At 40.6% G+C, this 21,247-nt stretch carries 19 protein-coding genes and 2 tRNA genes; 13 read left to right on the forward strand and 8 right to left on the reverse strand.

Annotated features, from left to right (window positions below; all coding sequences use genetic code 11):
• Positions 1-107: 107 nt before the first annotated feature.
• A complete protein-coding gene (locus FBB35_RS31830) occupies positions 108-731 on the reverse strand; it encodes a DedA family protein (RefSeq protein WP_174712941.1) in 624 nt (207 codons plus the stop codon).
• Positions 732-1,183: 452 nt separating this feature from the next.
• Positions 1,184-2,266 carry a Gfo/Idh/MocA family protein gene (locus tag FBB35_RS31835; RefSeq protein WP_114084961.1) on the reverse strand — a complete coding sequence of 361 codons (1,083 nt, stop codon included), beginning with the start codon at positions 2,264-2,266 and terminating at the stop codon, positions 1,184-1,186.
• A 454-nt stretch (positions 2,267-2,720) separates the two neighbouring features.
• Between FBB35_RS31835 and FBB35_RS31840 the strand changes: the two genes are divergently transcribed.
• Complete coding sequence (locus tag FBB35_RS31840; RefSeq protein ID WP_174712942.1) at positions 2,721-2,912, forward strand: hypothetical protein; 192 nt, start codon at positions 2,721-2,723, stop codon at positions 2,910-2,912.
• 21 nt (positions 2,913-2,933) lie between these two features.
• Complete coding sequence (gene queC, locus FBB35_RS31845) at positions 2,934-3,608, forward strand: 7-cyano-7-deazaguanine synthase QueC (protein ID WP_174712943.1); 675 nt, start codon at positions 2,934-2,936, stop codon at positions 3,606-3,608.
• 113 nt (positions 3,609-3,721) lie between these two features.
• Here queC and FBB35_RS31850 read toward each other — a convergent pair whose 3' ends face one another.
• Both FBB35_RS31850 and FBB35_RS31855 read right to left on the reverse strand, forming a co-directional pair.
• Positions 3,722-5,119, reverse strand: a complete 1,398-nt coding sequence (locus tag FBB35_RS31850; RefSeq protein WP_174712944.1) for a hemolysin family protein — start codon at positions 5,117-5,119, stop codon at positions 3,722-3,724.
• A gap of 178 nt (positions 5,120-5,297) precedes the next feature.
• The gene (locus FBB35_RS31855) at positions 5,298-5,999 is read right to left on the reverse strand and encodes a hypothetical protein (RefSeq protein ID WP_174712945.1); all 702 of its coding nucleotides are present in this window, start codon (positions 5,997-5,999) and stop codon (positions 5,298-5,300) included.
• A 293-nt stretch (positions 6,000-6,292) separates the two neighbouring features.
• Here FBB35_RS31855 and FBB35_RS31860 point away from each other — a divergent pair.
• A tRNA-Ile gene (locus FBB35_RS31860) sits at positions 6,293-6,365 on the forward strand.
• A gap of 130 nt (positions 6,366-6,495) precedes the next feature.
• On the opposite strand, the gene FBB35_RS31865 is transcribed toward FBB35_RS31860, so the two are convergent.
• A complete protein-coding gene (locus FBB35_RS31865; RefSeq protein ID WP_174712946.1) occupies positions 6,496-6,930 on the reverse strand; it encodes a hypothetical protein in 435 nt (144 codons plus the stop codon).
• Between the two features lie 106 nt (positions 6,931-7,036).
• On the opposite strand from FBB35_RS31865, the gene pyrE reads away from it, so the two are divergent.
• Entirely contained in the window at positions 7,037-7,660 is a 624-nt protein-coding gene (gene pyrE / locus FBB35_RS31870) for an orotate phosphoribosyltransferase (protein WP_174712947.1), read from the forward strand.
• Positions 7,661-7,750: 90 nt separating this feature from the next.
• Here the strand turns inward: pyrE and FBB35_RS31875 are convergent.
• A tRNA-Thr gene (locus tag FBB35_RS31875) sits at positions 7,751-7,822 on the reverse strand.
• Positions 7,823-8,166: 344 nt separating this feature from the next.
• On the opposite strand from FBB35_RS31875, the gene argF reads away from it, so the two are divergent.
• The 8 genes from argF (at position 8,167) to FBB35_RS31915 (ending at position 16,386) form a co-directional block, all read left to right on the forward strand.
• A complete protein-coding gene (argF, locus tag FBB35_RS31880; RefSeq protein ID WP_174712948.1) occupies positions 8,167-9,087 on the forward strand; it encodes an ornithine carbamoyltransferase in 921 nt (306 codons plus the stop codon).
• 247 nt (positions 9,088-9,334) lie between these two features.
• Entirely contained in the window at positions 9,335-9,940 is a 606-nt protein-coding gene (lexA, locus tag FBB35_RS31885) for a transcriptional repressor LexA (RefSeq protein WP_174712949.1), read from the forward strand.
• Between the two features lie 99 nt (positions 9,941-10,039).
• The gene (locus tag FBB35_RS31890) at positions 10,040-11,518 is read left to right on the forward strand and encodes a DNA phosphorothioation system restriction enzyme (RefSeq protein ID WP_174712950.1); all 1,479 of its coding nucleotides are present in this window, start codon (positions 10,040-10,042) and stop codon (positions 11,516-11,518) included.
• A 287-nt stretch (positions 11,519-11,805) separates the two neighbouring features.
• Entirely contained in the window at positions 11,806-11,979 is a 174-nt protein-coding gene (locus FBB35_RS31895) for a hypothetical protein (protein WP_174712951.1), read from the forward strand.
• Positions 11,976-14,048 (forward strand): AAA family ATPase, encoded by a 2,073-nt coding sequence (locus FBB35_RS31900; RefSeq protein WP_174712952.1) that lies wholly within the window; start codon positions 11,976-11,978, stop codon positions 14,046-14,048. The genes FBB35_RS31895 and FBB35_RS31900 overlap by 4 nt, the downstream gene beginning before the upstream one ends.
• Positions 14,049-14,113: 65 nt before the next feature.
• A complete protein-coding gene (locus tag FBB35_RS31905; protein ID WP_174712953.1) occupies positions 14,114-14,683 on the forward strand; it encodes a Uma2 family endonuclease in 570 nt (189 codons plus the stop codon).
• A gap of 169 nt (positions 14,684-14,852) precedes the next feature.
• A complete protein-coding gene (locus FBB35_RS31910; protein ID WP_174712954.1) occupies positions 14,853-15,326 on the forward strand; it encodes a DNA phosphorothioation-associated protein 4 in 474 nt (157 codons plus the stop codon).
• Positions 15,327-15,399: 73 nt separating this feature from the next.
• Entirely contained in the window at positions 15,400-16,386 is a 987-nt protein-coding gene (locus FBB35_RS31915; protein WP_174712955.1) for an HNH endonuclease, read from the forward strand.
• A 73-nt stretch (positions 16,387-16,459) separates the two neighbouring features.
• On the opposite strand, the gene FBB35_RS31920 is transcribed toward FBB35_RS31915, so the two are convergent.
• The gene (locus FBB35_RS31920) at positions 16,460-17,665 is read right to left on the reverse strand and encodes an AIPR family protein (RefSeq protein WP_174712956.1); all 1,206 of its coding nucleotides are present in this window, start codon (positions 17,663-17,665) and stop codon (positions 16,460-16,462) included.
• Positions 17,666-17,788: 123 nt separating this feature from the next.
• Positions 17,789-19,387, reverse strand: coding sequence for a DGQHR domain-containing protein (locus tag FBB35_RS31925; RefSeq protein WP_174712957.1), 1,599 nt, complete (start codon positions 19,385-19,387; stop codon positions 17,789-17,791).
• Between the two features lie 204 nt (positions 19,388-19,591).
• Here FBB35_RS31925 and dndC point away from each other — a divergent pair, with 204 nt between their 5' ends.
• On the forward strand, positions 19,592-21,211 hold the full coding sequence (gene dndC, locus FBB35_RS31930) for a DNA phosphorothioation system sulfurtransferase DndC (protein WP_174712958.1): 1,620 nt from the start codon (positions 19,592-19,594) through the stop codon (positions 21,209-21,211).
• Positions 21,212-21,247 lie beyond the last annotated feature (36 nt).

Genomic DNA, 21,247 nt, shown 5'->3' on the forward strand with positions numbered 1-21,247 from the left:
ATGGGCTCATGCCAACGTACATCTAGTATTATTTGGCATAGTGTAGGCGAATTTTGGCCAGATGTAACCCCTGCTTTTACTGCTTTCAAACCAAAAGCGTCCGTATTTCATCTTCTAGTACGTCTTAACTGGCGCTTGAATATCCAGAAAACAAATGCTAGAACCAAACCGCCAAGTACGATTTTGGATACAGGAGCAAGGTACTTGTCCACAAGTTCGTACTGACTACCCAATATGTATCCTGAGTATGTTAGCAAACCCACCCAAGCCGCGCTACCTACTGTTGTGTAAAACAAAAATGGTAGCAAGGGCATATTGCCGATCCCTGCGGGAACAGAAATCAAGGTGCGGATTCCTGGTACAAGACGACCTATTAATACTGCTTTTTTACCTTGTCGGTCAAACCACTTTTTGGCCTTGGTAATATCTTTACTGGATATAGCCAGCCATTTGCCATACTTGTCAGCCCAAGCTTTCAAACGAGTTTCACCCAAAAACTTACCTGGATAGTACCAAATAAGTGCGCCCAATACAGAACCCAAAAGTCCTGCGAAAAACACACCAATGATATTTAGCTTTGCCCCTCCTGGTTGATATGGACTTGCTGTAAATCCAGCCAGTGGCATAATCAATTCTGAAGGAATTGGGGGAAAAAGGTTCTCTAGGAACATTAGTAGGGCGATTCCCCAATAGCCAAAATAGTTGATAGTGTTAGTTATCCATTCAAGCATTGAGTCAATTCCTGAAATTGCTGCACTAGTCTTGTTACTAAGATTGAGGCTTAGTTTTTTAAAAGAATTATCCCCGCTTGCTAGAGCCAAGGTAACTGGGTTGCACTAACAGTTGCATCGCAACTTAAAAATAGAGGAAGACAAGTGGAAGCTAGGAGATTGTTTCATTAATTTGGAGGGTTAGAAAAGTTCGTAAGTAGCTCTAACCTTTGAAATTGAGCGATAAATCGCTCACCACGAACCTTACAAAATTAATGAAAGGAGCCACTGAGTTTTGTTTTCTAATTTTTTAGATCCCCCTTAGTCAGCCTTGTAAAAAGACTAGGGAGGATCTAAAGACTTGATGGCAAATTTAAAAACATACTCTAGGGTTTTCTTCTGAGTTGGTGATTGGGGGGGAGTAGGGAGAAAATTTTACCTTGTCCCCCTCATCCCCCTCATCCCCTCTTCTTCTAGGCTGTCGGGGTCAGTGATTGTACTCTTGGTTCCGATTGCCAGTCTAATGGATTCCAAACTCGATCTTCCAGCGCCATCTGTTCAATTAAACTTGCCAGCCTCAGCGCTTTGAGAGCTTGTTCACCACCTACTGAGGGTTGATTACCACCGTGTACACAGTTAACAAAATGTTCTAATTCCGCACTTAGAGGTTGAATATTGCTGGTGTAGACTTTTTCAATCACACCATCTTGCCTGTAAAGTACTTGTCGGTGGTCGGTGAGAGAATTGGCAGGCGTTTGTCGGTGAATCAAGATTTCATTTTTGAGAAAATCTGCCTCAGTAAATGAATTTTTGCAATGGGCGACAATCCGGCGAATTTTTCGGTGAGTGACTTTACTGGCAGTCAGAGTAGCAACAATACCATTGGCAAACCCCAAAGTGGCAGTTACGTAATCTAAATAACCAGAGTCTAAGGAGCGAGTACCGCTAGCAGTCAATTTTGTGACTGGGGAAGCAGCTAATTCCAAAAGTAGGTCGATGTCATGGATCATTAAATCCAGCACAACCGAAACATCGTTTGCCCGATCTGAGTAAGGACTCATTCTGTGGGCTTCTAGCGCCAGCAATTCCTCGGTTTTCAGAACTTGGCTCAGTTCTTTAAAAGCTGGGTTGAAACGCTCAATATGACCTACTTGCAGGATACACTGAGACTCTGCCGCCGCATTTACTAGAGACTCTGCCTCAGAAATACTGGCTGCGATGGGTTTTTCAATCAAAACATGAATTCCCGCTAGCAGACAGCTAATGCCCACGGCATAGTGCAGACGGGTGGGAACAGCTACACAAACTGCTTCCACAAGGGGTAGCAGGTCACAGTAATCTTCAAAAAAACGCACCTTGTACTTGCTGGCAGTTTCTAATCCTCGTTCGACGTTAATATCTGCCACTCCAACCAGTTCAACATCTTTCATTGAACTCAGCACGCGAGCGTGGTGTTGTCCCATGTTACCCACTCCAATCACGCCTATGCGGATCGGTCGTGGCTGGTTGCGCTGTGTATATAGATTCGGTTCTGCCACTGACATGCTATCTTGCACTATTATTCTCTCCTCAACCACCAAATTTAGAGACGCTACGGCCGTTGGCGTTTATACTCGAAAGCCAGTTACGATCCGTCTAAAACCATCCAGATGGTAACATAGAGCCTATGTTTATGAAGAATTTCAAAGTTTGCGATCGGTTCCCGTAATCCAAACATCTTTTGTATAGATAGTTCGGGTTGGTTTTTGATTTTGCACTTTCTACAAAAAATATATGTCTTTTTATTAACTTTAAAACATTCAGTAAGACTTAAGTGTAAATTCTCCAAAGTTTTCAGGGTCAGCTTCCTTGGTTCGGACTTCTCTCTGGGATACCGTTAGGTAATTAGTTACTGAGAGCAATATCCAATTGACAACACTAAAATTACAAAATAGTCAAAAATAACACTTAAGCTTTTTTCAAAAAAATTATCAGGAATTATTATCACTGTTTAACGGAAAAGATTTTTGTATGATTATTTGCAGTAGCTACGGTAGAAACATATTCTTGCAAAGAAACAAGCTACTAGCAGCGTCTCGTAGAGAAGATATCACAGCACTTTTTGAGAGAGACTTGTGTGGCTTTGCCATCACTAAGAGACGTTTAGGAAGCTTTTTGGCATTGCTTCCTGGCATCTTGTTAAGGTGTAATTTGGCGATTTAAAATTCAAAATTTGCAATCGAGATGAAAGCTGTAATTCTGTTATCTGGGGGATTGGACTCTTCCACAATTCTGTATAAAGCTAAGGCTGATGGCTGTGAATGTCATGCTATTTCCTTTGATTACCAGCAGCGACACCGACGAGAGTTACAGTCAGCCCTGACTGTCGCTAAAAAGGCTGCGATCGCAAAACATCAAGTAGTGAATTTTGATTTACGGCAATGGGGAGGTTCTGCACTTACCGATGATGCGATTGATCTACCCCAAGAGCGATCGCTGGATGAAATGTCTCAAAATATTCCTGTGACTTATGTTCCGGCTCGGAATACCATTTTTTTAAGCTTTGCTCTTGGCTACGCCGAAACGATCGCGGCTGAACGTGTCTATATCGGTGTCAACGCCTTAGATTACTCAGGATATCCTGACTGTCGCCCCGACTATATCCAAGCAATGCAGGAAGTTTTTCGTCTGGGAACCAAACAAGGGCGTGAGGGACAACCAATTAATATTGTTGCACCTCTAATCAACTTGAAAAAAACCGAAATCATCCAACTAGGGAATCAATTGGGAGTTCCTTGGGAGCTAACTTGGTCTTGCTATGCAGGTGATGATGTCGCCTGCGGTGTATGTGATTCTTGTCGCTTGCGGTTGGCAGCTTTTGCCGAATTGGGACTCGTTGATCCACTGGTGTATGCTTAGTGGGGCATTGGGCATTGAACATGAAGAAGAGACAAGGGAGACAAAGAAGAGGGGGGAGACAAGAGAGAGACTTGTTCAATAATTCCCCCTTGTCTTCCTGCCTCCCCTACTCCTTACTCCCCTGCTCCTCCCGCTTCCTCCAAGCGTCGCAGTTGAATTTGATGCAGGCGTGGTCCAACAATTGATACCACAGTGAATTCAAGATTTTCATAATAGAAGATTTCACCAATGGCCGGAATTTTCTGTAACTGATACAACAGAAAGCCTCCTAGTGTTTGATATTCTCTGGTCAGGGGCAAATTGAGATGCAAAACCTCGTTGAGGTCTTCGAGGTTGATTTGTGCCTGCACCAAAAATTTCTGCTCATCTAACATCTGAATCAGTAAGTCGTCACTGCTTTCAGGTTCGCTTGCATCGCCGATGATTTCGGCAATGACATCTTTGATTGTCACGAGTCCCACAGTCCCGCCAAATTCATTTACTACCATGACCATAGCGGGTTTCTCTTGCTGCATCATGGGCAAAAGTTCACTTAAGGGCGTGTGTTCTGGAACAAACCGGGCGGGACGCATCCAAGGTTGGATCTGTGTCTCTAAACTGAGCTTTCCCACAGCTAAAGGTTGTGCCAAATCTTTAAAATAAACAATGCCGCGAACATCGTCTAAAGATTCACCAATCACGGGGTAGCGTGAGTAACCAGTATCAGCCATTTCTCTAAGTAATATCTGGAAGGTAGCATCTTTTGGCAGCGTGATAATACTGGTACGGGGGATCATCACATCTTGGGCCATGACATCCCCAAACTCAAAGACATTATTGAGCAGTTCTCGTTCCGCACGCTGTAAACCAGTAGATCCCCATTCTGTAGAGATAATCAGTTGCAATTCTTCAGGAGTTACAGGCGGCCGCCAGCCTTGACCTGTGTATTGGATACCAAAAATCCGCAATAAAAAACGAGTTGATTGGTTGAGAATCCAGATGAAGGGGCCAAAAAAACGCACGATCGCTTTTACCGAAGGCCCCAAAAACCTCGCTAGCTGTTCTGAGTAAAGCATGGCTAAGGATTTGGGACATAGTTCTCCGACCACAATTTGCAAATAGGCAATTAAGAAAAAAGCGATGGGAATTGATAGGGAGTGGGCAAGGAAGTTAGTCATCCCACTAGGTAAAGGCCAGGATCTTAACCAGGCATTCACCAGCACAACAATTGTGCTTTCGCCAATCCATCCCAGCGCCAAACTAGAAAGGGTAATGCCTAACTGAGTGGTAGATAGTAGTCGATCAATACTACGTTGTAGCATTTCCACAGCGATCGCTGGAATATCCCCAGCCTTAACTAGCTGGTGAATACGCGATCGCCGTACGCTCACCATCGAAAATTCCGCCGTCACAAAAAAGGCATTTATGGCAATCAGTAGTAGCACTGACAACAACCGCAGCGCCACATCCGTCCAAATCAAATTAGGAAAACCACTCACTGCCAAAGCTCGTGTAAAACTCACGCCCTCCATTTAGGGGAAATGGGGAATAGGGAAGAAGCAAGGGAGCAGGGAGCAGGGGAGCAGGGGAGGCAGGAAGACAAGGGGGAATTATTGAACAAGTCTCTCTCTTGTCTCCCTTGTCTCTTCTTCATGTTCAATGCCCAATGCCCAATTCCCAATTCCCAATTCCCAATTCCCATCTACCTTTCTACCTTTCTACAGGAATATTCGATGCCTCTAGCTTCAATTGTTGAGCAGGATAATCAGTAAGAGCAAGTGATATTTTCTTGACATCATCAAGTAAAGCTGTGGGAATGCTCACTGTACCTGAAAATGCTGGGCCATTGACAGGCAATTCTGTTGGCAAACCCTCTGTACTAGCACTTAGGGTTCGTCCTTTATCATCGGTAACATCTAAAAAACTATACAGGAAACGCACAGAATCCTTACCTTTGTTCTGCATTTTCACTTTCAGTAGCAAGTCACCACCAGAGTAGCGAGCAGATTGCACAGTCATAGTTACACCCTGACTTTGAGCAGTAACTGGAAAGCCTGGTAAGGGTTTTTCTTCAATCACTTCTGGAGGTTTTTCCTCTGGCTTCTGCTTGCTGCTATTGGTTTCTTCGTCATCTTCCTCTAGCTTTTCCGATTTAGCAGCCTTGGTCTTACCATCAATTCGCGCCTTGACAACTTTCAGAATCTCTTCCTCTTTTAATAGCACTAGCCCTCCCTGTTGAGAGGCATTTGCTTTATTGCTGGCAAATTTGGTTGTGGGACGACCATCGGGTGCGGTAACGCCTTTAAGTGCTGAACTCCCCAGTTCAAACCCCAAAAACGCGCTCACAGAACCTGCCCCCATCATCAGGATTAACAAAATCAAAGTAAGAAGTACAGTAGAATTTATTTTCATTGCTGATAAGCGATCGCATAAGAATGCTGGGCTATTTAAGAATATTGAAGCTTTTGACCTCAATCCTTAAAGGAACTTAATCAATATTAGTCTCTACTATTTCATGATTAAATTATGTAGTATAAAAATTTGGTAAACTAGTGTCCAGTATTCACACGTGGTAAATTTATGCTATAATTAGGGAATTGGCTAAAATCAGTGAATGAAGTATTTTCCTCACTCTAAAATTAGCAAATAAAAAGGTTGACTTAAAAAGTCAAAATAATTGGCTCGTAGGAATGCGACCAAAACAAGCGCCTTTGGCCGATTGGGGAGGCAACGAACTCATAATTCGTCTTCAGGCTGGTTCGATTCCAGCAGGGCGCACTGAATCATCAAAAAGTAGTAATAGGGGGTATGGGGCATTGGGTATGAGCAGTTGTACTGAGCATTGCTGAAGTGTTGGTGAGTAATTATTGTCCTTTGCTCCCCACTCCCCAGTCCCCACTCGCTAATCTTACCGAGGTGGTAAAGTTTCGAACCTGAATTCAGTTCCTACTTTGAGTTTGTTGCCATTCAAACGAGGGGACATGATCAGCGATGTATCATAAGGATTTGGTAAATCAGGGGTGCGAAGATAAGGATCGTTACCAACTTGCTGAGTCAAGACATCATGATATAAAGTGTTAACCAACTCAGCATCGCGGGCAATTTCATTTTCTGGGAAGGAACCACCGAAACTAGAACCAGATCCTAGAAGTGAGTCTACCTGACGCTTGAGGCTGCCATTTTCGTAGAAATTGCGATCGTGACTAAAAAAAGCTCGTTCAAATACATCACTTGTGGTTTCAGTTCTGGGGGTTTCGGTTTGGGCAAATGCAACTGAGGGAAAAGCAATACTAGCAGCAAGCAGCACCAATAAACCACCAAAGGTTTTAAATTTTATACACACGTTTCTGACTCCTCAATTTTCCTTTTGGGCGAATCTTAATTTATGCTTAAGTTCAGAACTCTGATGAGTTCAACCTTTGGTGTAGCACAACTTTTAATGTTTTGTAATGACGTATCCTACTGAAACTCTTACCCACTCAGATATTTGGGCAACCACTGCTGATTTGACAACCTTGCGCCACAAGCTACTAGATTTATTTTCTCAACGGGCTTATCAAGAGGGTGATTTTGTTCTCGCTTCTGGGTTACGTAGTTCTTATTATGTCAATAAGATGCAGGTAACACTCCACCCCCAAGGAGCTTTAGCTGTTGGACGATTGTTATTTCCTTTACTACCTGTAGATACTCAGGCTGTAGCAGGTTTAACGATGGGGGCTGACCCAATGGTGACAGCAGTGAGTATAGTTTCTGTTTATGAAAACCGACCCATACCAGCGCTGATTATTCGCAAGGAAGCCAAGGGTTATGGGACGAAAGCTTATATAGAAGGCCCCACTTTACCAGAAGGTGCAAAAGTAGTAGTTTTGGAAGATGTGGTGACAACTGGGCAATCTGCTCTAAAAGCGGTTGAACGTCTTAAAGATGCAGGTTATACCGTAAATCAAATAATTTCCCTAGTAGACCGACAACAAGGTGGAGGTGAGTTGTATCAGTCAGCTGGGTTAAGGTTTGAAACTTTATTTTCGATTCAGGAAGTTCAGGAACGCTACCAACAACTAGCGAATTCATGAATATTTCAACATATTACGATTTAGTTAGATGCTAAAAATATTCATGTAATTTAAAGCCGAAACCCCCGCATTTGGGGGATTTTCCGTTAAAGCCAGCAGCGGGATTTGAACTCGCGACCTTCCGATTACAAGTCGGATGCACTACCACTGTGCTATGCTGGCAATTTTACTGATTACTCTAAGTAGCAACCACAATTTCCTATTGTACCATAATCAATTTATTTGTCTAGCTGTAATTGCTAAAAAATATCTACTTCTCCAGAAATAAGGCTAGAAGACTAGAGATTTGCACCTAGACAGTTTAGTTGGCGTTGCAATTGTGATGAAACAGAAACAAATCTGCGATCGCAATCACTGATAAAGTTAATAAATTAATATTCATACCAAAAGCTAACTCAAATCCTGGGCTGAAAGCAAAAATATCTCGTCAGTTCCAAAACTGGATTTTCTTAGCACAGCTGAATAAAGGGACAGAAATATATAATTATTTTTTACAGATTACAAGCATGGCAGCATTGCTCGGACGAGATTTATTAAGTCTAGCGGACATCAGTTCTACGGAACTTCAAGAACTCCTGCAATTGGCAACTCAACTTAAATCACAGCAGTTGAAGTTGCAGTGTAATAAAGTTTTGGGGTTGTTGTTCTCCAAAGCTTCAACTCGCACACGGGTAAGTTTTACCGTGGCGATGTACCAATTGGGTGGACAGGTAATCGATCTCAACCCTAATGTCACTCAAGTTAGTCGCGGGGAACCTTTACAGGATACGGCGCGGGTGTTAGACCGATATCTGGATATTTTGGCAATTCGCACTTTTGCCCAACAGGATTTGGAAACTTTTGCTCACTATGCCAAGATTCCGGTAATTAATGCGCTTACTGATGCAGAACATCCTTGTCAGGTATTAGCTGATTTATTGACGATTCAAGAAAGCTTTAACAGCCTTGCTGGGTTAACTTTAACCTACGTGGGTGATGGCAATAATATGGCTAATTCTCTGATGTTGGGCTGTGCTTTGGTAGGGATGAATGTCAGAATTGCTACTCCTAGCGGATATGAGCCAGATTCTAAGATTGTAGAACAAGCAAGAGCGATCGCTAATAACAAAACGGAAGTCTTTGTCACTCATGATCCAGAATTAGCAGCTAAGGGTTCTACTGTACTTTATACTGATGTCTGGGCAAGTATGGGGCAAGAATCTGAAGCCAATAATCGGATGCCAATTTTTCAGCCTTACCAAATTTCGGAACAGCTATTGAGTCTTGCTGATCCAGAGGCAATTGTTTTACACTGCTTACCAGCCCATCGTGGTGAAGAAATTACTGAGGCAGTTATTGAAGGTTCTCAATCAAAAGTTTGGGAACAGGCAGAAAATCGCTTACACGCTCAAAAAGCTTTGCTTGCGAGTATCTTAGGGGCGGAATGAAAGGAGTTAGGAATTAGGAGTACAGACGAGACGTGATTAATCGCTTCTGTACAAAAGTTAGGAGTCAGAATAGCTAGTGTGCAATTGGCTCCTAACTACTTGCTGGTAAAAAATCCGAAATAAATTGGTAAAAGAAAAGAGAATATTCTTACTTTTGCCTTTCATAATTTTTACTTTTCTCTTGTTATAGGGAGTTTTTTGTAGTACTAATGTTCTAGAGACATTAATAATTACTTCCCGCAAATTTATGGAACGTCTAACAGAAGCTCAACAAGAACTTTACGAATGGTTGGCAGAATACATCAGAACGCACCAGCATTCGCCTTCTATTCGGCAAATGATGCAAGCGATGAACCTGAAGTCACCAGCACCAATTCAAAGCCGTTTAGAGCATTTACGCACTAAAGGATATATTGAATGGGCTGAAGGACAAGCGCGAACAATTCGGATTTTGCGTCCTGTGAAGCAAGGTGTACCAATTTTGGGCACGATCGCGGCTGGTGGTTTAATAGAACCGTTTACTGATGCTGTAGATCATTTAGACTTTTCTAATTTTGATTTACCTCCCCAAACCTACGCTTTGCGCGTAGCTGGCGATAGTATGATTGAAGATTTAATTACTGATGGCGATGTGGTATTTCTGCGTCCAGTAGCAGAACCAAATCATTTAAAAAATGGTACTATCGTCGCCGCCAGAGTAGATGGATTTGGTACAACATTAAAACGTTTTTATCGCCAAGGCGATCGCGTTACCCTTAAACCAGCAAATCCCAAGTACAATCCCATAGAAGTCAGCGCTATGCAAGTGCAGGTGCAAGGTTCACTCATTGGTGTTTGGCGTGGTTACAACTGAGTAATGGGGAGTGGGGAATAGGGAATGGGGAATGGGGAATGGGAAAGATAAGTACCAATGACTGATGAGCAATGACCAATGACTAATGACTAAATAAATATGTACCTGACGCAAAATTCAGTGCAACAACTGCCCACTTTCCGGTTGAAATTACCATTTACAAGGGAAAGTAAGGGCAGTTATCACACGCAACCATTACCAGGATGCCCAAGAATGCCTCCGTCTCTGCAATTGCGGCAATATCAGCGCCAAGCGATCGCTAGCTGGTTTACCAACAATGGCAGAGGGACGCTGAAAATGGCTACTGGTAGTGGTAAAACGATTACCGCATTAGCGATCGCTTGTGAATTGTATCAACAGATTAATTTACAAGTTCTGGTGGTGGTGTGTCCCTATCGTCATCTCGTCACTCAATGGGCGCGAGAATGCGAAAAATTTAATTTGCAACCCATTTTAGCTTTTGAAAATTTACGCACTTGGCAAAGTCAACTGTCTACGCAAATTTATAATCTGCGTTCTGGTTCTCAAAGATTTGTCACGGTGATTACTACGAACTCTACTTTAATTGGAGATGGGTTTCAATCTCAACTCAAATATTTTCCCGCCAAAACTTTAATTATTGGAGATGAAGCGCATAATTTAGGCGCACCCAAGTTAGAAGAAAGTTTACCGCGCAGCGTTGGATTGAGACTAGCTTTATCTGCCACACCGGAGAGATATTTTGATGATTTTGGCACGCAATCTCTATTTGATTATTTTGGCCCAGTTGTCCAACCAGAGTTTACCTTGAGGGATGCGATCGCTCAAGGTGCTTTGGTACATTATTTGTATTATCCGGTGCTGGTAGAGTTAACTGAAGCAGAAAGTATTGCTTATTTAAAGCTAACTAAAAGAATTGGGCGATCGCTTCTTTATCGAGATCGAGAAAATGGACAGGCGGGAAACTTTGAAGACAATGAAGATTTAAAGCCGTTGTTGATGCAAAGAGCAAGGCTAATTGGTGCGGCAGAAAACAAATTAACTGCTTTGCGCGATTTAATGATTACTCGCCGCGAAACTAGCCACACTCTTTTTTATTGTAGTGATGGTTCCCAAGATGCGGGACAACGTTCATCTCTGCGCCAACTCAAAGCTGTTGCTAAAATTCTGGGGGTGGATTTAGGTTACAAGGTAAGCACTTATACAGCCCAAACAACTTTACAAGAAAGGGAAATTTTACGGCATCAATTTGAAAGTGGAGAGTTGCAAGGTTTAGTCGCAATTCGTTGTTTAGATGAAGGTGTCGATATTCCGGCAATTCAAACTGCGGTGATTTTATCAAGTTCTGGTAATCCCCGCCAATTCATTCAACGACGGGGGCGAGTTTTACGTCCTCATCCTGCTAAAGAACGCGCCACTATATTTGACATGATTGTTTTGCCACCAGATTTAGATAGAGAAACTATAGAAGTTGAGCGCAATCTCTTAAAAAAGGAATTACGGCGGTTTGTGGAGTTCGCTGATTTAGCTGATAACGCAGGAGAAGCAAGAATGAAGTTACTTGATTTACAAAAGCGCTATGGTTTATTAGATATTTGATGAGCAATTGTAAAATTTTTTTAGTTTTGAAAAAAGAAGCATTAAGTATGAAATAATAAAAATATGGGTTAGATAATAATGGGATGTAAGTTGCTTTAAAAATTTTACTTACATCCCATTATTATCTATATTACTTAAAATATATAATAACAGAAAACAATTAAAGAATAAAGTGTTTTTTCAAAGAAAATTAGGTTTTTAAAGATAACGCTAATAGTGAGTTTACGGAGGCTATTTTAGCACTAGAGAAAGTTAAAATGTAGAAAAACTATATTTTAAAATCCGATATGTCACAAGAGGCGGATATCGATGATGTTCAAGAGCCAATTACCAGCGCACCTCCAGAAGTACGGCGAATTATTGAGCGGGTATGGAAGTTGGAAAAAGGCAGACTAGATAAAAAGATTAACAGCCATATAAATGATAATATTTTAGACATTATTAAGGAAGAGGTGCGATGAAGCTGACTTCAATCAAGCTCTGCAACTTTCGCTCCTTTTATGGTACGACACCAGAAATGCTTCTGGCTGGTGGAGATATTCAAAACACAACTATTATTCATGGTAATAATGGCTCTGGAAAAACCAGTTTACTAAATGCCTTTACGTGGGTATTATATGAGAAATTCAGTGCGGCATTTGCATCGATAGAACAGTTAGTAAATAAGCGTGCGATCGCAGAAACTCAAAAAGGTCAAGCTGTAGAATGTTGGGTAGAGATTGGCTGGGAACATGAAGGTAAACGCTATCGAGTGAAACGCACCTGTCGGGGTTATAAAAACGAAGGTGATTTTGATGCTGGTAAAACTCAATTAACTATGTGGGTTGGTGCGGATGATGGTAAATGGAATATACCAACTCAGCAACCAGACGATATAATTAATCAAATTTTACCCGCTACTTTACATCAATATTTTTTCTTTGACGGCGAACGAATTGAAGAAATAGTCCGTTCTGATAAAAAAGCTGAAATTGCTGAAGCTACAAAAATCTTCTTGGGTGTGGAAGTAATCAACCGTTCCATCAGACATTTAGGAGATGCTAAAAAAACTTTAGAAAATGAGTTGAAAGCTATTGGTGATTCTGAAACTAAACAGCTATTACGACAGCAAGAAAAGATAGAAAGAGAACGTGAACGCATTACCAAACGCCAAACTGAAATTAAAGAAGAGTTAGAATATCAACAAACTTTTAAAAAAGAGACAAGTAATCGTTTGCGAGAATTGAGTGCAGCTAAAGAATTGCAAGAAAGATGGCAGGATTTAGAATCGCAGAAACTTGCGAATCAAGAAGAATATAAAAAAACGAAGGAAGCACTGAAAAAAGTTATCTCTGCGCGGGGTTATACTGTTTTATTGTCAGAAACTACATCCCAGTTCCGAGGAATTATCAATGATTTAAAGCAGCGTGGCGAATTAACATCAGGAATTTCGCGGGAATTTGTCAATGATTTACTCAATTCTCAACGCTGTATTTGTGGTGCAGAATTACACGAGGGTAATCATTCTCATACTCATGTGAGTACTTGGTTAAATAAAGCAGGTTCTTCGGCGGTAGAAGAAACTGCAATTCGGATGATAGCACAAGTAGATGAAATTGATAAGCAAGCAATAGGATTTTGGGAAGAAGTTGATAGAGAACAAACCAGGATTAATCAGTTAAGGCAAAGCATATCTCAAATTGAAGGCGATTTAGACAATATTCAAGAACGGTTGCGAAAAGATGCTAATGAAGAAATTAGCAGTCTACAAAAACGGTTAGATGAAATTGAAAGTAAGATTGATGAATTGAATCGAGAACAGGGTGCAAATCAGCAGCAAATTGCTCAACTCACAACTGAGATTGAAGGTTTAAATAAACAAATTGCCAAACAAAAACTGAATGAAGACAAGCAAACTCTAGCACAGCGACGAATTAACGCTACTCAAGATGCAATCGAACGATTAACGGAAGTTAGAAATCGTCAAGAACAACAATTTCGCCTGCAACTAGAAAAGCGAGTACAAGAAATATTTACTGAGATTTCTGTGACTCCATACATTCCTAAAATTAGCGATAAATATGAACTGACATTAGTAGAAAATACTACAGGTGTGGAAGCGCCAGTTGCAGCTTCTACTGGGGAAAATCAAATTCTCAGTTTATCTTTTATAGCCAGCATCATTGACAAAGTACGGGAATGGAGTGAAAAGCGTAAAATGATGATGATTCCCGATAGTAGTACTTTCCCAATTGTCATGGATTCGCCGTTTGGTAGTTTGGATGAGAATTCGCGGCGACATATTGCGAAGACAATTCCCCAATTAGCTAATCAGTTGATAGTTTTAGTTACTAAGACTCAGTGGCGGGGTGAAGTGGAAGCAGAAATTACAGACAGAATTGGTAGAGAATATGTGCTTACGTATTATTCATCTAAGCCGGATTGCGAACAAGATTATATTCAGTTGGGTGGGGAAAGATATCCTTTGGTGAAACAAAGTCCGAATGAGTTTGAATATACGGAAATTATCGCAGTTGAACGGAATGGGTAATTACTCACGGAGAAGCGCAAAGGTTTTTTCTTGGTTACATTTGAGAAAAAGAGAGGAATAAAGTTATGGTTGCGAGTTCAGACAGAAATTATATGTCTCCCCAAGAATATGTGGAATGGGAAGAACGCCAAGAAATTAAATATGAATATATTGATGGTGAAGTTTTCGCCATGACTGGGGGTACTCTTCCCCATACAACTATTGCTTTAAACTTAGCTTCAGCGTTAAAAATTCATCTAAGAGGGAGTGAGTGTCTTCCCTTTATGGCGGATGCGAAAGTAGGTGTATCTGAGAAGGGGCCTTTTCATTATCCCGATGTTGTGGTGAGTTGCGATGAACGGGATAAACAAGCTATTCAATTTCTCCAATATCCCTGTTTGATTGTTGAAGTTCTGTCCCCAAGCACGGAAGCTTACGACAGAGGTAAAAAATTTACGCGGTATCGTCGCATTCAGACTTTGCAAGAATATGTCCTCATTGATGCTGAAAAAATTGGTTTAGATTGTTTTCGATTAAATGATAGAGGACTCTGGGAGTTACACCCTTATGAAGCAGGGGATGAGGTTCATTTAACTAGCGTCGATTTCCATTTTCCGATTTCTTTGCTTTATGAAGATGTTCAATTATCAATTTAAATTTCACGCAGAGGCGCGGTGTCAGGATGGACTATGTTTGTGGATAACTTGTTTGTTTAGCGATCGCCCCGCCCACATACTATCATAAAATCATACCTTCGCAAGTGCGTAAACGTAGCGATCGCTTTTCGCTGTCGGTTAAGATGGCAACAATGTAAATATTAATATCATGGCGGAAACTGGCAGAATCAGGGTTGCTAAAGATAAAGCTGAGTTGGTGAAGGATTTAACGTCTTCAGATGGTGGAACAGGGCCTTTTAATACTTTTGCTGATGTGATTGTGTTTGCAGCAGCTTTGGGTGCAAAGCATAAAAAACGCGTGCCTTTAGGGGAAATTTCTAAAAGGGAACCGTCGCCAATACCCCAAGAACAGTTTATAGTCAGGGGATATAATACGGTAATAAATTTAATAGCAATTGCTGAAATTCAAGATATAAAAGTTTTATCTCTTCAAGAAGGAAACAATAACGAGAAACGTAATTATATCTTTGAAGAATATGCAAATGGTGGACTTGAAATCTTACAATCAGAAATCCGTGGTGCAGTAGATTATTCTGAAAGGATTTTATTGATACTTAGTTCTGAGAGGTTTCAAGATAACTCCGAAGAAGAGGATTTTGATTTAAGCAAATTTCTTTCATAAATTAGCATCGATCCACACTTAACCATTACCAAATGGCTAAGAAAATACTTATGATATATAGAAAAATGAAACAATGAGTAAAGCACAACAGCCGATAAATCAGCATAGTTTAGTTTATTATTGTGAATGTTTTTCTAATATTAAGGTATATAGAAGTCAGAAAAGGGGTGATGCTCTTAATAAACCTATATTACTTTTATCTATAATTGACCTAATTACACAAGATTTAATTACAGATAATCGTATTATCATATCAGATGAATTGATTGATACTTTCAAGAAGTATTGGCAAGTACTTGCTTCTAGTACTTTTAAGGGAAGTGATTTTGCCCTTCCTTTTTTTCATCTAAAAAATGATAATGGTAAATTTTGGCATCTCAGGTATAGTTCTGGATATGATGGTGGTCGTCCACAAACAATTCCTAAACTCAAGGAAGATGTTGACTATGCATATTTGGATGATGAACTATTTAATTTAATTCAAGATGAAATTTCTAGGCAAATATTAATTGATGCACTTGTTTCAGCTTGGCTACCATCTGAAGATAATACAATAGAAAGTTTTTTAACAATTAATGAAAATTTTCAAGATATCTCCTTAAAAATAGACATAGACAAAAATATAGAGTCTACTAATTTAGATGCTAATTCTAGAAGGAGCTTAAGAAATCAAGTAATTAGAAATGCTTTTTTTAGGAAAGCAATTGTAAATATTTATGATTACAAATGTGCTTTTTGTGGGATAAAAGTTACTAAATCTGTAAGCCAAAACATCGTTGATGGCGCACATATCAAGCCATTTGCACAATTCAATGATAGTAGAATTCATAATGGAATAGCACTTTGCAAAAACCATCATTGGGCATTTGATCGCGGTTGGTTTGCTGTAGATGAGCAATACAAAATTATAGTTAGCAATGATTTGAAAGAAGCATCTCCCCATGTTAAACCTATGAAAGATTTTCATGGTGAAACGATACTTCTACCAAATACAGAGCAGCATTTTCCAGAACTAGAAGCGCTACAATGGCATCGTCAAAATATATTTCAATCAGGGTGAAATATCAAATTATACCCATATAAGAATTTAACTTCCAATATGGGTATAGTTATTAATGCTCAAGTAAGTTTAACTATTCAGTTAACTTCAACATGGGAACTAAAAGAAGGTTAGACCATGTTGAAGCTGAACGCCCAAAAGCAGCTGGATTCCCCCTCCCCTCATTTCTGTAGGCGGTTAGCAAGTTATTCAGAAGGGTGTTTCCCATCTCATCCCATAACTTTTCGACAGGATACTCCCACTGCCCATCTTTTATAAATACACGGAAGGCCGCAAGAATAGGAAATACAAAAGTAATCGGGAGGGTGTGATTAAATTGCTTACCTGTGATGAACTGATAAGGCTTTTTTTCAACGCCGTTTAACTTACTCAGCCCTTTTTGCCGATCATACTCATCACGAAGGCACTCCTCAATATAGAGTATATCTTTAAGTAAAGGCACAATCTCCCTAAAGTCTTCCTTTTTCCAATTCTTAATGAGAGTTCCGTATGCAGAGCAAGTTGCACTAGGATTTTTAGGTGAACCGTCTGAACCTCGCCAGGGGTACAACTTATTATTAATGCAAGCAAGGCGACGAACCAAATCAGTCACATCGAATTGCTTATTTTCACCTTCTCTGAAAGCAACATAAGGTTTACATCCAGCAGGAAGGTATTCTTCGATGATGTCCCAATCTCCAGCTAAGTTTTTAAGACTAAACTCCTCAACACTCTCACTAGTATTACGATACCTGCTGATATTTGATATTTCTTCTTGGCTGATGTTGACCAGCACAAAAATTTGGACACTAGCACTTTCCAACTCTGAATAGTCAACCTTACCAGTTTGTTGGTTAAGTTTTGGTTTAGATCCTTTTGATTTTAATTTATCGTAATAGCTGCGGGCTTTTGTGATAGCAGTGTAAGTATGCCCACCATTTACGATACCATTACCAATGAAATTGTCTTCCTGTCCTTCTTCAGGACTGACAAGTAAAAGCTCAACGTCAAACCCTCCACCGGTGCCATGACCTTTAACTTGTATGGAGTCTGCAACAATTAAAATTCCATTGTTGTAGAAAATAAACTCTTCTGGCTTTTGTGCCAGAGTTGTCAACATACTCTTTACAGTCCGCCGATTTTCGTTGGCTAGTCTGGCATTAGGATCTAGAGGTAAACCTTGAGGCACTTGGCATATAGGGACAGTGAGATTCCAAATTACTCGACTGGATTCTTTATCCTCTTTATATGCTTTACAAGCAGCAGTAGCAAAGAAAGGAGCTGTTATCTTTGTAGACATTTATTTTTCCTGCGCTCTACGGAACGCTTTGCTTATGTTTTATGCCCAACTGGACACTCACAAAATTATACACTTATACTTTGGCTAAATGCAACTACATAAACGTCATTTTATATACAATCATTACAGAATAGCTGGAAGTCCTACCGCTTTCGGTTCAACAAACTCGCCATCAAAACCTATAGTTTTATCTTCCACAGTCCTAGCATCCGCTAAAGCCTTACGAAGTTCAGCACGTTCCATCTGTTCCTGAATTCCACCTAGGATATAAACCAATAATTTCGCTGCTAAATCTCGTCCAGCAACCTGCACTCGCTTTTTATTTGGGTCATACAAAACCCCATACCAGAGAGATTGGGGATATTCCATACCACTAAAGCCGCCTTGTTGGTCAAACTTTCGCAGCTTCTTAAAAATATCTGCTAGGGAAAAACCTTTTTTAAATACCAAAATTCCCAAAGCTTGCGCTAATGCAACTTGAGCAACCGGACGGAAAAGCATATTTCCTTCACCTCCATCCTTCTCAAAGCTGAATCGCCGTAAAGCTGGTGTATCCTCGTGTTCTAAAATTTTATAACTGGGAAGACTAGCCAAATGATCAAATAGCTTGCTAAATTCTTGAATCCCCTGCTCAAGTTCTTCATCCTCTGGACGCATGGGAATTAGACCTTTCTCCAAGGGTTTCCAGTGAGAGAACTTTTGAGCCAAATATCGCTCAGACATATCTTGCAGAGCTTGCAAAGTGGTTAAAACAGTAGAATTGGAAGCCACTGTTGCACTATTCCAATTCACGCGGGGATTGCGTTCTTGTCGTTGTTCTAATAGTGGATGTGTAACTGCAATTTTTCTAGCAACGATCGCAAAACCATCATCTTCATTCAACTGTGTTAGTTGCCCTTTAGTCAACGGTGCAGCCATCAGGTTGACATGAACAAAAATCGATCTTACCCTCCGCCTCGCCTGGGTGCGAGTTTCCCCAGCCGCTACCGCACAGATGAACTCAATACCAATTTTTTCCTTGGGTAAATTTTGCAAGTAAGCAAGGTCTACTTGGTACTTTTCTATCAAATCATTGACTGTAATAAAACTGTCATCAGCACCTTTATCTTTTTTATAACGCTGGAGTTTACGAGTTTTAATTAACTCCATCAACCCCTGAACTCCCATCAGTCGATGTTGTCCATCTAGTGCATAAATAGTCACATCATCCTCAGAAATATTTAGCAGACCCACCTTCCCATCTTTATCTAGGGGTATAAAATCAGTCGTAGACTTTGTAGCACGTCCTTCGCTATCCCACTCAGCAGCTTTGGGATTATCCACCCACGGTTGATTAATCACCACCAGCACCGGTGGAAACTTATGATTGTCTCTAGCCGCTAAATACTGCACTAGCGGCGCTTGACGTGACCAATCAAGGGGACGTTGCTGAATTTCATCAATACTATCTGCGTCAATCTCGACATTATCAGTTTCAGGATTGTACTTTTTCTGAAACAGAGGTAAGCCAGAGGCGAAATGAACCCGACCTGCGAACCATTCCAGTGTAACAGAGCTAACATAAGCCTCAGTACCACCCATCTCGGTTTTTTGAACGAGAATCTGATCTTTTCTCCCTAAAAACTTCTCTAAGAGTAAAGCTAGTACCTGTTTTTCTTTATTTTCTCGTTCTAGATATTCTCTAGCGATGTCAGCAGTTGGGTCAGATGCACTATCTTTCATGTTAAATTTTAAAAACAGAATAGTATTATGCAGTTCAATTATCCAAAAAATTAGATATTAGTAGTAAAGTTTTTAAAAACTATTTTTTAAACCCACGGAGGCGGTCACTGAGCTTGTCGAAGTGTGGGTTTTGTCTGTGTAGCCGCGAATTCTATTTGCCCTATTTACCCCGATATTACGCCAGGTTTCCAGAGAGAAGGAGAAATGACTACAGCACAACAAGCAGAAAATACAGGTCAGCAAACACGTACTGTAGCAGAGTTAGTGGACTACATCCAAGCTCTCACCACTGAAATTCAAGAATTGTATTGTTTAGACCAGATACCTTGGGTAGTAGGATATTCCGGTGGTAAAGATAGTACTGCCACTTTACAGCTTATCTGGAATGCGATCGCAGCACTTCCACCTGAAAAACGGATTAAGCCAGTTCATGTTATTACAACTGATACGCTAGTAGAAAATCCTGTAGTCTCTGTTTGGGTACGCAACTCTTTAGAACAAATGAGAGTTGCAGCTAAAGAACAAGGAATGCCAATTCAAGCCCATTTGCTTTATCCCGCAGTCAAAGACACCTTTTGGGTAAATTTAATTGGCAAAGGCTACCCAGCACCGCGTAATCGTATGCGCTGGTGTACTGAACGATTGAAAATTAAACCGACTGACAGCTTTATTCGTGAAGTAATTCAAGCCAATGGTGAAGTAATTCTCGTTTTGGGTACTCGCAAAGCTGAAAGTGTTAAACGTGCCATCACGATGGCTAAACATCGAGAGTCGCGCATACGCGATCACATAAACACTAATCCTAACCGACCTAACTCACTAATTTACCTTCCCATTGAAGACTGGCGTACTGATGAAGTTTGGATTTACTTAAATCAGTGGCAAAATCCTTGGGGATATAGCAACAAAGACCTATTCACTATGTATAGAGGTGCGACAGCAGATAATGAATGTCCTTTAGTTGTTGATACATCTACTCCTAGCTGTGGTGATTCTCGATTTGGTTGCTGGGTTTGCACAATTGTTAATAAAGATAAATCAATGGAGGCAATGATTCAAAATGATGAAGAGAAAGAATGGATGCAGCCTCTATTAAATATTCGTAATGAATTAGATATTAGAGATGACCGTGATAAAAGGGACTTTCGACGAATTTGGGGTGAAGTTCAACTTTTTGAACGCAATTTAGATGGTGAAATATCCGTTGAACCAATTCATGGCCCTTATACAAAATATTGGCGCGAACATTGGCTAAGAAAAGTGCTAGAAGCGCAAACAGAAACCCGCCGTACAGCACCAAAAAATATGGGTAAAATCACCCTAATTACTCTCGAAGAAATGAGCGAAATTCGCCGCATTTGGCTAGAAGACAAACACGAATTTGATGATAGTTTACCCCGGATTTATCAAGAAGTGACTGGCGAAGAATTTCAAGACCCCCGTCCTGGTGCAGACTATAGCCTACTAGGTCGTGATGAATGGATAGTATTAGAAGAAATCTGTGAAGGTGACGCGATGCACTTGGAACTTATGGCGAAATTGTTAGACACAGAACGCCAGTATCGCAAAAAGACTCGTCGCGTGGGAATATATGAAACCCTAGAAAAATGTTTTAATACGAGTTCACGTTCTCCAGAAGATGCGATTAAAAATGCTCGTTTGAAGCGCGAATTAAGCGAAGCAGTTAGTCAAGGTGACGTTGCAAAAGTCAAGCAGATGACTTTGGGCGATGTTCCAGTAATCAATGAAGTAGATGAAGGTAAAAGTGAAAGTGATGAAGAGGTAACTTGGGCAAGTATGAAATTTAAAAAGAAAAATCCATAACAATAGAATAATAAAAGACGAGAGTCAAGCTACTTA

Source organism: Nostoc sp. TCL240-02 (assembly GCF_013343235.1).
Lineage (GTDB): Bacteria > Cyanobacteriota > Cyanobacteriia > Cyanobacteriales > Nostocaceae > Nostoc.